Here is a 12,660-nt window from a genome sequence, read left to right as displayed (position 1 = left end):
CGTTCACCCCTGGCGCGAGCCGGGGCGGAACTTCGGGACCCGTACGGTGATCTTCGTGCCGGCACCCACGCCGGTCTCGATGACCAGACCGTACGGGTCTCCGTACACCTGGCGCAGCCGGCGGTCGACGTTGCTCAGGCCGATGCCCGTGTCGGGGCCGGCGGTGCCCCGCAGCAGGGCGCGCAGGCGGTCGGGCTCCATGCCCACGCCGTTGTCCTCGATGACCACGCGGGCCTCGGTGCCCTCGTCCTCGGCGATGATCGTGATGCGGCCGCGCTCGGCCGACTCCTCCAGGCCGTGTCTGAGCGCGTTCTCCACGAGCGGTTGCAGGCACAGGAACGGCAGGGTCACCGGCAGCACCTCGGGCGCGATCCGCAACGTGACCTCGAGGCGGCTGCCGAAGCGGGCGCGGGCGAGTTCGAGGTACTGCTCGATGGAGCGCAACTCCTCGGCGAGCGTGGTGAAGTCGCCACCCCGGCGGAACGAGTAGCGGGTGAAGTCCGCGAACTCCAGCAGGAGTTCGCGGGCCCGCTCGGGGTCGGTGCGCACGAACGAGGCGATGCCGGCCAGCGAGTTGTAGATGAAGTGGGGGGAGATCTGGGCGCGCAGGGCGCGGATCTCGGCCTCGATCACACTGGAGCGGGCCCGGTCCAGATCGACGAGTTCGAGCTGTACGGAGACCCAGCGGGCGACCTCCTCGGCGGCCCGGCGCAGTCCCCCGGACTCCCCGTCCCCGAACGCCGCGAGCACCCCGGTGACCCGGCCGTCCACGGTCAGCGGCGCGAGCACTCCCCGCCGTACGGCGCAGTCGGCGTGCGCGCAGTCCAGTTCCACGCTCTGGGTACGCCCCGCCCGCACCACGGCGGCCAGCCGCTCGGTGACCTGCGCGCGGTGGTGCTCCCCCGCCCCGTCCCACGCGAGCACGGCCTCCTCGTCGGCGAGTGCCAGCGCCCCGCTGCCGAGCAACGGCCGCAGTCGCCGGGCCGCCTTACGGGCGGTGTCCGGGGTGAGCCCGGCCCGCAGCGGGGGCGCGGCCAGCGAGGCGGTGTGCAGGGTGTGGAAGGTGGCCTGCTCGACGGGGGTACCGGGGCCCGCCGGGTTCGCCTGCTGCCGCCGCAGCGCGACATGCCCCAGCGCCGCCCCCAGCACGAACAAGGCGAGCCCCGCGACAGCCAGCAGCAGCACCCCGAGCACGCTCAAGTCGGCCACCTCACACCCGCCCCTCCGGCAGATGCAGCCGCGCCATCGTGGCCGCCGTTCCCGCCGGGACCCGGTTCCGGGTCGCAAGCGAGACCAGGATCATCGCCGTGAAGCCCACCGGGACGGACCAGACCGCGGGCCAGGCCAGCAGGGTGTGGGACCAGCCGGGGCGGGTGGTGCCCGTGATGGTCGTGGTGACGGCGGTGAGGGCTGAACCTCCGCCCAGGAGGAGTCCGGCGATGGCGCCGGGCGGGGTGAGGCCGCGCCACCAGATACCGAGGACGAGCAGGGGGCAGAAGGAGGAGGCGGAGACGGCGAAGGCCAGGCCGACCGCGTCGGCGACGGGCAGCCCGCCGACCACGGTCCCGGCGGCGGTGGGCACGGCGATGGCGGGGACGACGGCGAGCCGGAAGTGCCTGAGGCCGAGCGCCGGGAGCACGTCCTGCGCGAGCACCCCGGCGACGGACATGGTGAGTCCGGAGGCGGTGGAGAGGAAGGCCGCGCAGGCGCCGCCCGCGACCAGCGCGCCGAGGAGGTCGCCGCCGGCCCCGCCGATCAGCCGTTGCGGCAGGACCAGTACGGCGGCGTCGGTGTCACCGGTGAGCAGCAGGTCGGGCGCGTACAGCCGGGCCAGTGAGCCGTACAGCGGCATGAGCAGGTAGAACGCGCCGAGCAGGCCGAGCACGATGACGGTGGTGCGGCGGGCGGCGCGGCCGTCGGGGTTGGTGTAGAAGCGGACGACCACGTGGGGCAGGCCCATGGTGCCGAGGAAGGTGGCGAGGATCAGCCCGTAGGTGGCGTACAGGCCGTGTTCCGTGCCGCTCGGGGCGAGCGAGGCGGAGCCGGTCGCCCGGTCGGGCAGCGGCACTTGGGCGCCGAGGGGAAAACGCAGGTCGGTGTGCGCCCCTATGTGGTGGCGGCCCTCGGTGAGGGTGAGCGCGGCCCCGCGCAGCGGGTGCCCGTCGACGCTGCCGGTGGCGGTGACCCGTACGGCTTCCCGGACGGTGATGTTCACCGGGCCCTCGACGCGGACCTCGGTGGACCGGTGGAAGACGGGCCGCTCGTCCCAGGCGGGCAGCGGGGCGCGGTCGGCGTGCCAGGCGGCGAGCAGGAACACGACGGGCACCAGCAGGGCGGTGAGTTTGAGCCAGTACTGGAACGCCTGGACGAAGGTGATGCTGCGCATGCCCCCGGCGGCGACGGCGGCGGTCACCACGACGGCGACGACCAGCCCGCCGAGCCAGCCGGGCGCACCGGTGAGCAGTCGCAAGGTCAGCCCGGCGCCCCGCAGTTGGGGCAGCAGATACAGCCAGCCCACGCCCACCACGAGTACCCCGGCGATCCGCCGCACCGCCCGCGACTCCAGCCGGGCCTCGGCGAAGTCGGGCAGCGTGTAGGCCCCGGACCGGCGCAGCGGGGCGGCGACGAAGGCCAGCAGCACGAGGAACCCGGCGGTGTAGCCGATCGGGAACCAGAGCATGTCGACGCCCTGCGCCAGCAGCAGCCCGGCGATCCCGAGGAAGGAGGCGGCGGACAGGTACTCACCGCTGACCGCGAAGGCGTTGAGCCGGGGCGCGACGGTACGGGAGGCCACGTAGAAGTCGGAGGTGGTCCGGGAGATCCGCAGCCCGAGCGCGCCGACGAGCGCCGTGGCGAGCACCACGGCGGACACCCCGGCGATCCCGTAGGTCTGGTTCAACGCCCGCTCACGTCACCCTCGTTGCGCTCGGCACGGCGGACGTACCAGACGCCGGCGGCGAGCAGCACGGGGTACGGCGCGACGCCCAGCAGCAGCCAGGCGGCACCCCGGCCCACGGCACCGTCCGGCAGGAGGCGGAAGACCACGGGGAACAGTCCCAGGGGCAGGGCGAGCAGGGAGCAGGCGAGAAGACCGACACGCACCTGACGGCGCATCAGTTTGCGTACCGTGAGGTCGTCGTGTGCGAAGGAGTCCGGGTAGGCGGCCCGCGTACGGCCGGCGGGAGCGCCCGTGACCACCTCCCGGCGCGGGGTCTGCTCCGCACCCATGACGCACCCCCCGAGACCCCGGTGATCACCTTGTTGCGGCGAGTGTACGCAGCGCGTCCGGGGCGAGACAGGGTCCCGGCGGGTTCGGCACAGGGTCGCCACGGCGCGCCGCTCTCAGCGGGCGCGGGCCGCGGTGCCGGTGGCGCGGCGGGCCAGCAGATCGCGCAGCTCACGGGCGTTGCGACGGCTGACGGGAAGGACGCGGTGACCGACCCGGACGGTCAGGTTGCCCCCGTCCAGCCGGAGTTCCTCTATCCGGTCGAGCGCGACCAGATGGCTGCGGTGGATGCGCACGAACCCGTGCGTGCGCCACTGCTCCTCAAGGGTGGACAGCGGCACACGGACGAGGTGGCTGCCGCGCCGGGTGTGCAGCCGGGCGTAGTCGCCGTGCGCCTCGGCGCAGGCGATGTCGGCGATCGGCACGAACCGGGTCACCCCGCCCAGTTCCACCGGGACCTGGCCCCCGCCGGGCGGCGCGGCCGGCTGGACGCGGGGGCCCCGGCCCGCGTGGGTCAGCTCGGCCACCCGGCGCACGGCCTCCGCGAACCGCTCCTCGCGCAGCGGCTTGAGGAGGTAGTCGACGGCCTTGAGATCGAAGGCGCGGACGGCGAAGTCCTCGTGCGCGGTGACGAAGACGATGAGCGGCGGTGCCGCGAACCCGCCCAGCAGCCGGGCCAGTTCGAGGCCGTTGAGGCCGGGCATGTTGATGTCGAGGAAGACCACGTCGACCGCGTCCGCGCCCCCCTCCACGGCCCGGCCGAGCGTACGCAGCGCCTCGGTCGCCTCCAGCGCGGGCAGCACGCTCCCGACCCGGGGGTCCTGGTCGAGGAGGTACAGCAGCTCCGAGAGCGCGGGTTCCTCGTCGTCCACGGCGAGGACCCGCAACAGGCCCTCGCCGCGGCCGCCTTGTGCCTCGGTCTGCCGCGTCCCGCTCATCTGCGCCGGTCCCTTCCTCCCGTGTCCGTGGGAGGAATGGTGGGCCCTCGCGCGGATGGCGTCCAGCACGGCGACGCGGCGATTCACCGGGGCCGGGCTCAGGCCGCCGTCACCGTCTCGTCGTCCTTCCCGGCGAACTGGGTGCGGTACAGCTCGGCGTACCGGCCCCCGGCCGCGAGGAGCTGGTCGTGGGTGCCGCGTTCCGCGATCCGGCCGGCCTCCACGACGAGGATCTGGTCGGCGGCGCGGACGGTGGAGAGCCGGTGGGCGATGACCACCGCGGTGCGGTCGTGGAGCGCCTCGGCGAGGGCCTCCTGCACGGCCGCCTCGGAGGTGTTGTCGAGGTGGGCGGTGGCCTCGTCCAGGATGACGACGCGCTGGCGGGCCAGCAGCAGCCTGGCGATGGTCATGCGCTGGCGTTCCCCGCCGGAGAGCCGGTAGCCGCGCTCGCCGACGACCGTGTCGAGTCCGTCCGGCAGGGACCGTACGACCTCGTCCAGCCGGGCCCGGCCGAGCGCTTCCCAGAGGTCGTCGTCGCCGGCGTCGGGGCGGGCGAGGAGCAGGTTGGCGCGGACGGTGTCGTGGAAGAGGTGGCCGTCCTGGGTGACCATGCCGACCGTGGCCCGCAGCGAGCCGGCGCTCAGGTCGCGCACGTCGACACCGCCGACCCGTACGGCTCCGCCGTCGGCGTCGTACAGCCGGGGCAGGAGCTGGGCGATGGTGGACTTCCCGGCGCCGGAGGAGCCGACCAGGGCGACGGTCTCGCCGGGGGCGGCGCGGAAGGAGACGCCGTGCAGCACCTCGGCTCCGCCGCGTACGTCGAGTGCGGCGACCTCCTCCAGCGAGGCCAGGGAGACCCGGTCGGCGGCCGGGTAGGCGAAGCGCACGTCGTCGAACTCGATGGCGACCGGGCCGTCCGGCACCGCGACCGCGCCGGGCTTCTCCGCGATGAGCGGCTCCAGGTCCAGCACCTCGAAGACCCGCTCGAAGCTGACCAGCGCGCTCATCACCTCCACCCTGGCCCCGGCGAGCGAGGTGAGCGGGGCGTAGAGCCGGGTGAGCAGCAGGGCGAGCGAGACGACGGCGCCCGCCTCCAGGGTGCCGTGCAGCGCGAACCAGCCGCCGAGGCCGTAGACGAGGGCGAGCGCGAGGGCGGAGACCAGGGTGAGGGCGGTGATGAACACCGACTGGGCGGTGGCGGTGCGCACGCCGATGTCGCGGACCTGTCCGGCGCGGGCGGCGAACTGGGCCGACTCCTCCTCGGGACGGCCGAACAGCTTGACGAGGGTGGCGCCGGGCGCGGAGAAGCGTTCCGTCATCCGGGTGCCCATGGCCGCGTTCAGCTCGGCCGCCTCGCGCTGCATCCGGGCCATGCGCCGGCCCATCCGGCGGGCGGGCAGCACGAACACCGGCAGCAGGACCAGGGCGAGGAGGGTGATCTGCCAGGACAGGGTGAGCATGACGGCGAGGGTGAGCAGCAGCGTGACCACGTTGGTGACCACGCCGGACAGGGTGGAGGCGAAGGCCCGCTGGGCACCGATCACGTCGTTGTTGAGGCGGCTGACCAAAGCGCCGGTGCGGGTGCGGGTGAAGAAGGCGACGGGCATCCGCTGGACGTGGTCGAAGACGGCGGTGCGCAGGTCGAGGATGAGCCCCTCCCCGAGGGTCGCCGACAGCCGCCGGACCAGGATGCCGAGCCCGGCCTCGGCCAGCGCGACCGCCGCGATGAGCAGCGAGAGCCGGACCACCCGGCCGGAGTCGTGGCCCGCCACGATGGCGTCGACGACGCGTCCGGCGAGCACCGGGGTGGCGACCGCGAGCAGGGCGGTGACGATGCCGAGCAGGACGAACCGGGTGATGCCCGCGCGGTGCGGTCGGGCGAAGGCGGCGATGCGGCGCAGCGTGGCGCGGGCGAGGGGCCGGCGCTGCTGCTGCGCGGTCATCACGCTGTGCAGCTGCGTCCAGGCGGTGGTTTCCATGCTCATGCGTCCACGGTAGGACCTCAAGTTTGCTTGAGGTCAACCGTTCGGGGGCCGGATGCGGCACAGTGGCCCCTCCAGCAGCTCGGCGAGGAGGAGTCCCGGTGGCGGTTCGGGTGGAGACGCGGGGTCATGTGACGACGGTCGTCCTGTCACGCCCGGAGGCGCGCAACGCGGTCGACGGCCCGACGGCGGCCGGACTGGCGGCGGCTTTCCGGGCGTTCGAGGCGGACGACGAAGCGCGGGTGGCGGTGCTGTGGGGCGAGGGCGGTACGTTCTGCGCGGGCGCCGACCTGAAGGCGATCGGTACCGGGCGCGGCAACCGGGTCGCGCCGGACGGCGACGGCCCGATGGGTCCGACCCGGATGGGGCTGTCCAAGCCGGTCGTCGCGGCCGTGGCCGGGCACGCCGTGGCGGGCGGCCTGGAACTGGCCCTGTGGTGCGACCTGCGGGTGGCGGAGGAGGACGCGGTGTTCGGCGTCTTCTGCCGCCGCTGGGGCGTTCCCCTGATCGACGGCGGCACCGTACGGCTGCCCCGCCTGATCGGCGCCGGCCGGGCCATGGACATGATCCTCACCGGCCGCCCGGTCCCGGCCGCCGAGGCGCACGCCATCGGTCTCGCGGACCGTGTCGTCCCGCCGGGCCGCGCCCGCGCGGAGGCCGAGGAACTCGCGGCGGCCATCGCGCGCTTCCCCCAGGACTGCCTGCGCTCCGACCGCGCCTCGCTGCTCGACCAGGAGGGGCTGGCCGAGGAGGAGGCGATGCGTCGTGAACTCCGTCGCGGAGCGGCACGATTGACGGAGGCGAGGGAGGGGGCGGCACGGTTCGCCGGGGGTGCGGGGCGGCACGGGACGTTCGACGAGGCGTGAACCCCCGGGAAGACCCTGCCCGGCACCGGTGGCACGGACCTCAGTTGTAGGTGATGACCCGTCCGTCCCTGCCGTCGTGCCCCCGTCGCCCCCAGGGGCCGCGGCGGCCGTCGTCGCCGTCCTCGCCGTCCTCCCCGGGCCGGCCCGTGGGCCCGGTGGGGCCGGGGTCGCCGGACGGGCCCGAGGGCCCGGGCGGACCGGGCGGGCCCTGATGGGAGCCGCTGCCCCCGTCCTCGAGACTGACGCGCTCCATCCGCATCGCGTCGAGCTGCTGTTGGTGGGCGACGAGCAGGACCGCCTGCGCGGCCAGCACGACGGTCACCGCCGCCCCGGCCGCCATGCGGCGCGGCGAACCGCGCAACACCTCTTTCACGCTTCTCACGTCGATCCTCACCTAGCTCGCCGGCGGGGCGACGGCGTCCTTGCCGTCCTTCCCGTCCTTGCCGTCCTTTCCGGGCGGCCCGTCCTTTCCGTCCGTGCCGTCCTTGCCGTCCTTTCCGGGCGGCCCGATGGGACCGGCGGGACCGGTCGGGCCGGCCGGCCCGGAGGGACCGGGAGGTCCCGGCTCCAGGCCCTCCTGGAAGTCGACGGACTGTGTCTGCAACCCCTGGATCTGCAGGTGCTGTTCGACGATGACGGCCGACTGCACGACGAGCGCGATGGTCAACGCGGCACCGAGCACGAAGGGACGCCGCGGGCTGCGCAGCGCTTGAGTCACGCTTCTCATATTCATCCTCACGCTGAGTGACGAGCGCAAGTGTAAATGACGATATGTCAGGAAAAGGCAACTCCATACCGAGTGTCCCGCACTGCATTTCGGGACCTCGCGCATGCGGCAGGATGACGGCACGTGCCCTTCGTCGGACCTTCGCACCGAGGGCACGTTCGCACACCCCGCACAGCGAACAGGTGACAACGTGACGCGACTTCACAGCAGGCTGCACACCGCCGTTCCGGCCACCGGAGGCGCCCGGTGAACCGCACGCCGACCCTGGACGACCTGGTCCTCGCCGGTATCGCGCTGGCCGCCGGCCTGGTGCTGGCCTTCCTGTCGCGCACGGTGCTGCGCTGGCTGGCCAAGCACGCCAAGCGCACCCGCTGGAGCGGCGACGACGTCATGGTGGACGCGCTGCGTTCGGTCGTGCCGTGGGCCGCGATAGCGGGCGGCATCGCGGTGGGCGCGGCCGTGCTGCCGCTGACCCGTACCGTGCAGCATCACGTCAACCAGTCCCTCCAGGTCTGGCTGATCTTCGTGGTGACACTGTCGGCGGCGCGGGTGATCGCGGGCCTGGTGCAGAGCGTCACCCAGTCCCGCTCGGGCGTGGCGGGCTCGGCGACCATCTTCGTCAACATCACCCGTGTCCTGGTGCTGGCCATCGGCTTCCTGGTGGTCCTGCAGACGCTCGGCATCTCGATCGCCCCGCTGCTCACCGCACTGGGCGTGGGCGGTCTGGCGGTCGCGCTGGCGCTCCAGGACACGCTGGCCAACCTGTTCGCCGGCATCCACATCCTCGCCTCCAAGACCGTGCAGCCCGGCGACTACATCCGGCTGAGCAGCGGCGAGGAGGGGTACGTCGTCGACATCAACTGGCGCCAGACGACCGTGCGCCAGCTCTCCAACAACCTGGTGGTCATCCCCAACGGCCAGCTCGCCAAGACCAACATGACCAACTTCACCCGCCCCGAGCAGGAGCTGACGGTGCTGGTGCAGGCGGGGGTGAGCTACGACTCGGACCTGGAGCACGTGGAGCGGGTGACCGGCGAGGTGGTCGACGAGGTGATGACCGAGATCACCGGCGCCGTCCCCGAACACGAGGCCGCGATCCGCTTCCACACCTTCGGGGACTCCCGGATCGGGTTCACGATCATCCTGGGCGTCGGGGAGTTCAGCGACCAGTTCCGGATCAAGCACGAGTTCATCAAGCGCCTGCACCGCCGCTACCGCGAGGAGGGCATCCGCATCCCGGCCCCGACCCGCACGGTCGCGCTCCAGCAGGGGTCGGTGCTGATACCGCAGCAGCGCACGGCGGAGGACGTGACGGCACCGTCACCGTCACCGTCCGAGCAGTGAGCCCGGTGGCGGCGCCCTCCCGGCGCCGCCACTTCCTTTCAGTCCTGATCCGCCGTGCCGCGCGACCAGCCCCGCCGCTCTCCCTCGTCGATGAGGTGCCGGCCGGCCGCCCACAGGGAGGCGGAGGCGTCCCCGATCACCGCCTTGCGGGCCCGGACGTCGTCGGCGGTGACGCCGGGGGTGCGCCAGGTGCCGCCACGGGCCATCCAGTTGAGCAGCAGCGGCTGCAGCCGGTCCATCGCCTTGGCGAACCGGGCCTCGGGGGTGGCCCGCTCCTCGAACTCGTCCCACAGCGCCCGCATCCGCCGGGCCTGGTCGTCGGGGAGCAGCCGGAAGAGCTCGTCGGCCGCGAGCGCCTCCCGCTCCTGCTGGCCGGCGCCGCCCTCGCTGTCGTACAGCGGGGTGTCACCGGCGTAGATCTCCACCAGGTCGTGCAGCAGCACCAGCTCGACGGTGTGGCCCACGTCGATGGGTTCGTCGGAGTGCTCGGCGAGGACCGCGACCATCACGGCCAGGTGCCAGGAGTGCTCGGCGTCGTTCTCCCGGCGGTCCGCCGAGGCGAGCGGCGACTGGCGCAGCACGGTCTTGAGCTGATCCACCTCCACCAGGAAGGTGAACTGGGCCCGCAGCCGCTCCTCGATTCCGGCGGGCAGGGGTGTCTTGTCCACGAGCGGCTTCCGGGGTTCTTCACTCACCGGCTCATCGTGGCACGGGCCCGTCGCGGCACGCCCGGCCCGGTACGCACGCCACCGGGCTAAGCTCGAAATGGTATGACTTCTCCCCGCCACCCCGAGCCGACACCCGATCCCGAGCCGGCATCCGAACCCGAACCGACCCCCGAGACCGGACCAGCCCCCGGCCCCGAGCCCTTCACCCCGCCCTCCCCCGCGGCCCTCGACGCCCGGCTGGACTCGATCACCCGGCAGCCGTTCCGGGCCAAGTTCCACCTGCGCGGGCCCGACCGGGTCACCGCCGAGCTGAAGGGCCCGGCCACCATCCGCTGGCACGCGTACGACCTGATCGCCGGGCGGCTCGCCCCGGCCCGGCCGTACAAGGACGGCAAGCAGACGCCGTACCGGGGCCACCCCGTCTTCGTCGCCCAGCACGCCACCGGGACCTGCTGCCGGACCTGTCTGCTGCGCTGCCACGGCATCCCCAAGGGCCGGGACCTCACCCGCGCCGAGCACCTGTACGTCGTGCAGGTGATCTGCCGCTGGATCGAGCGGGAGATGACCGGCGGCGCGCGCTGAGCGGTCAGGCCCGGACCCCTGTCGAACCGGACCCGGTCACGAGATATCTTGATGTCGAGCAATGTTGCAGACGTGGAGCGGAGCACCCGGTGACTGACTCGACCATCATCTACACCTACACGGACGAAGCGCCGGCCCTGGCGACCCATTCGTTCCTGCCGGTGATCCAGGCGTACGCCGCGCAGGCCGGGGTCCCCGTGGAGACCCGCGACATCTCGCTGGCCGGGCGCATCATCGCCGTCTTCCCGGAGTACCTGAACGAGGACCAGCGCATCCCGGACGCGCTCGCCGAGCTGGGCGACCTGGCCAAGACGCCGGCCGCAAACATCGTCAAGCTGCCGAACATCTCGGCGTCCATCCCGCAGCTCAAGGCCGCCGTCGCCGAGCTGCAGGCCAAGGGCTACGCGCTGCCGGACTACCCCGAGGACCCCAAGACCGACGAGGAGCGCGAGGTCCGCGCCCGCTACGACAAGATCAAGGGTTCCGCCGTGAACCCGGTCCTGCGTGAGGGCAACTCCGACCGCCGCGCCCCCGCCTCGGTGAAGAACTACGCCAAGACCCACCCGCACCGCATGGGCGCCTGGACCTCCGAGTCCAAGACCAACGTGGCCACCATGGGTGAGAACGACTTCCGCTCCACCGAGAAGTCCACGGTGATCGCCGAGGACGGCACGCTCCGTATCGAGCTGGTCGCCGAGGACGGCACCACCACCGTGCTGCGCGAGTCCGTACCGGTCCGCAAGGACGAGGTCGTCGACGCCTCGGTCATGCACGTCGCCGAGCTGGAGCAGTTCCTCGCCGCGCAGGTCGCCCGCGCGAAGGAGGAGGGCGTCCTGTTCTCCGTGCACCTGAAGGCCACGATGATGAAGGTCTCCGACCCGATCGTCTTCGGCCACGTGGTGCGCGCCTTCTTCCCGAAGACGTTCGCCAAGTACGGCCAGACCCTGAAGTCGGCCGGCCTGTCCCCCAACGACGGCCTCGGCGGCATCTACAAGGGCCTGGAGAGCCTGCCCGAGGGTGCCGAGATCAAGGCGTCCTTCGACGCCGAGCTGGCCGAGGGCCCCGCGCTCGCCATGGTCGACTCCGACAAGGGCATCTCCAACCTGCATGTCCCCTCGGACGTCATCGTGGACGCCTCCATGCCCGCGATGATCCGCACCTCCGGCCACATGTGGGGCCCGGACGGCGAGGAGCACGACACCCTCGCGGTGATCCCGGACTCCTCCTACGCCGGTGTCTACCAGGCCGTGATCGAGGACTGCCGCGCCAACGGCGCCTACGACCCCTCCACCATGGGCACGGTCCCCAACGTCGGCCTGATGGCGCAGAAGGCCGAGGAGTACGGCTCGCACGACAAGACCTTCGAGGTCGCCGCCGCGGGCACCGTCCGCGTGGTCGACGCCGACGGCAACGTGCTCATCGAGCAGCCGGTCGCCGAGGGTGACATCTTCCGCGCCTGCCAGACCAAGGACGACCCGATCCGCGACTGGGTCAAGCTGGCCGTCACCCGCGCCCGCGCCACCGGCGACCCGGCGATCTTCTGGCTGGACGAGACCCGCGCGCACGACGCCAACCTGATCGCCAAGGTCAACCAGTACCTCACGGAGCACGACACCGAGGGCCTGGACATCCGCGTCCTGCCGCCGGTCGAGGCCGCCAAGCTGTCGGTGGAGCGCATCCGGCGCGGCGAGAACACCATCTCGGTGACCGGCAACGTGCTGCGCGACTACCTGACCGACCTCTTCCCGATCCTGGAGCTGGGCACCAGCGCCAAGATGCTGTCGGTCGTCCCGCTGATGGCGGGCGGCGGCCTGTTCGAGACCGGCGCCGGCGGCTCCGCCCCGAAGCACGTCCAGCAGCTCGTCAAGGAGAACTACCTGCGCTGGGACTCCCTCGGCGAGTTCTTCGCCCTGGTCCCCGCCTTCGAGCAGTACGCCGAGGCCACCGGCAACACCCGCGCCAAGGTCCTCGCCGACACCCTGGACCGCGCCACGGCGACCTTCCTCAACGAGGACAAGTCCCCGACCCGTCGCGTCGGCGGCATCGACAACCGCGGCAGCCACTTCTTCCTCTCCCTGTACTGGGCGCAGGAGCTGGCCAGGCAGACCGACGACGCCGACCTCGCGAAGGCGTTCGCCCCGTTCGCCGAGGCCCTCGCGGCCGACGAGCAGAAGATCGTGGAGGAGCTGCTCGCGGTGCAGGGCTCCCCGGTCGACATCGGCGGCTACTACCAGCCGGAGAAGGCCAAGGCGGACGCGGTCATGCGCCCGTCGGCCACCTGGAACGCGGCGCTCGGCTCGCTGAGCTGACGTCCGCGGTAGCGGTAC

At 72.7% G+C, this 12,660-nt stretch carries 12 protein-coding genes; 4 read left to right on the top strand and 8 right to left on the bottom strand.

Translation table 11 applies throughout. The features are described from left to right. Positions 1 to 3: 3 nt before the first annotated feature. From EV284_RS01355 to EV284_RS01335, 5 genes are all read right to left on the bottom strand, one after another. Positions 4 to 1,200 (bottom strand): histidine kinase, encoded by a 1,197-nt coding sequence (locus EV284_RS01355; RefSeq protein ID WP_207228931.1) that lies wholly within the window; start codon positions 1,198 to 1,200, stop codon positions 4 to 6. 10 nt (positions 1,201 to 1,210) lie between these two features. Beyond that, positions 1,211 to 2,899 carry a cation acetate symporter gene (locus EV284_RS01350; protein ID WP_130329423.1) on the bottom strand — a complete coding sequence of 563 codons (1,689 nt, stop codon included), beginning with the start codon at positions 2,897 to 2,899 and terminating at the stop codon, positions 1,211 to 1,213. Further along, positions 2,896 to 3,228, bottom strand: a complete 333-nt coding sequence (locus EV284_RS01345) for a hypothetical protein (protein WP_130329421.1) — start codon at positions 3,226 to 3,228, stop codon at positions 2,896 to 2,898. The genes EV284_RS01350 and EV284_RS01345 overlap by 4 nt, the downstream gene beginning before the upstream one ends. 114 nt (positions 3,229 to 3,342) lie before the next feature. Next, positions 3,343 to 4,164, bottom strand: coding sequence for a LytTR family DNA-binding domain-containing protein (locus EV284_RS01340; RefSeq protein WP_207228886.1), 822 nt, complete (start codon positions 4,162 to 4,164; stop codon positions 3,343 to 3,345). Positions 4,165 to 4,262: 98 nt separating this feature from the next. Beyond that, positions 4,263 to 6,149: an ABC transporter ATP-binding protein gene (locus EV284_RS01335; protein ID WP_130329419.1), complete on the bottom strand. Its 1,887-nt coding sequence runs from the start codon at positions 6,147 to 6,149 to the stop codon at positions 4,263 to 4,265. A gap of 98 nt (positions 6,150 to 6,247) precedes the next feature. Here EV284_RS01335 and EV284_RS01330 point away from each other — a divergent pair, with 98 nt between their 5' ends. Then, on the top strand, positions 6,248 to 7,012 hold the full coding sequence (locus EV284_RS01330; RefSeq protein WP_130329417.1) for a crotonase/enoyl-CoA hydratase family protein: 765 nt from the start codon (positions 6,248 to 6,250) through the stop codon (positions 7,010 to 7,012). 40 nt (positions 7,013 to 7,052) lie between these two features. On the opposite strand, the gene EV284_RS32910 is transcribed toward EV284_RS01330, so the two are convergent. Continuing rightward, positions 7,053 to 7,394, bottom strand: coding sequence for a hypothetical protein (locus EV284_RS32910; protein WP_130329415.1), 342 nt, complete (start codon positions 7,392 to 7,394; stop codon positions 7,053 to 7,055). A 12-nt stretch (positions 7,395 to 7,406) separates the two neighbouring features. After that, on the bottom strand, positions 7,407 to 7,730 hold the full coding sequence (locus EV284_RS32550) for a hypothetical protein (RefSeq protein ID WP_242625492.1): 324 nt from the start codon (positions 7,728 to 7,730) through the stop codon (positions 7,407 to 7,409). Between the two features lie 255 nt (positions 7,731 to 7,985). Between EV284_RS32550 and EV284_RS01315 the strand changes: the two genes are divergently transcribed. Next, entirely contained in the window at positions 7,986 to 9,083 is a 1,098-nt protein-coding gene (locus EV284_RS01315) for a mechanosensitive ion channel family protein (protein ID WP_130329411.1), read from the top strand. Positions 9,084 to 9,121: 38 nt separating this feature from the next. On the opposite strand, the gene EV284_RS01310 is transcribed toward EV284_RS01315, so the two are convergent. Next, the gene (locus EV284_RS01310; RefSeq protein WP_130329409.1) at positions 9,122 to 9,778 is read right to left on the bottom strand and encodes an HD domain-containing protein; all 657 of its coding nucleotides are present in this window, start codon (positions 9,776 to 9,778) and stop codon (positions 9,122 to 9,124) included. A 75-nt stretch (positions 9,779 to 9,853) separates the two neighbouring features. Here EV284_RS01310 and EV284_RS01305 point away from each other — a divergent pair, with 75 nt between their 5' ends. Both EV284_RS01305 and EV284_RS01300 read left to right on the top strand, forming a co-directional pair. Further along, entirely contained in the window at positions 9,854 to 10,333 is a 480-nt protein-coding gene (locus tag EV284_RS01305) for a DUF4186 domain-containing protein (RefSeq protein WP_130329407.1), read from the top strand. Positions 10,334 to 10,422: 89 nt separating this feature from the next. Continuing rightward, positions 10,423 to 12,642, top strand: a complete 2,220-nt coding sequence (locus EV284_RS01300) for an NADP-dependent isocitrate dehydrogenase (RefSeq protein WP_130329405.1) — start codon at positions 10,423 to 10,425, stop codon at positions 12,640 to 12,642. The last annotated feature ends 18 nt before the right edge of the window (positions 12,643 to 12,660 follow it).

This window comes from Streptomyces sp. BK022 (assembly GCF_004217355.1).
Lineage (GTDB): Bacteria > Actinomycetota > Actinomycetes > Streptomycetales > Streptomycetaceae > Streptomyces > Streptomyces griseoluteus.
Note: the sequence above shows the minus strand (reverse complement) of the source record. Positions and strands in the feature narration are given on the sequence as shown.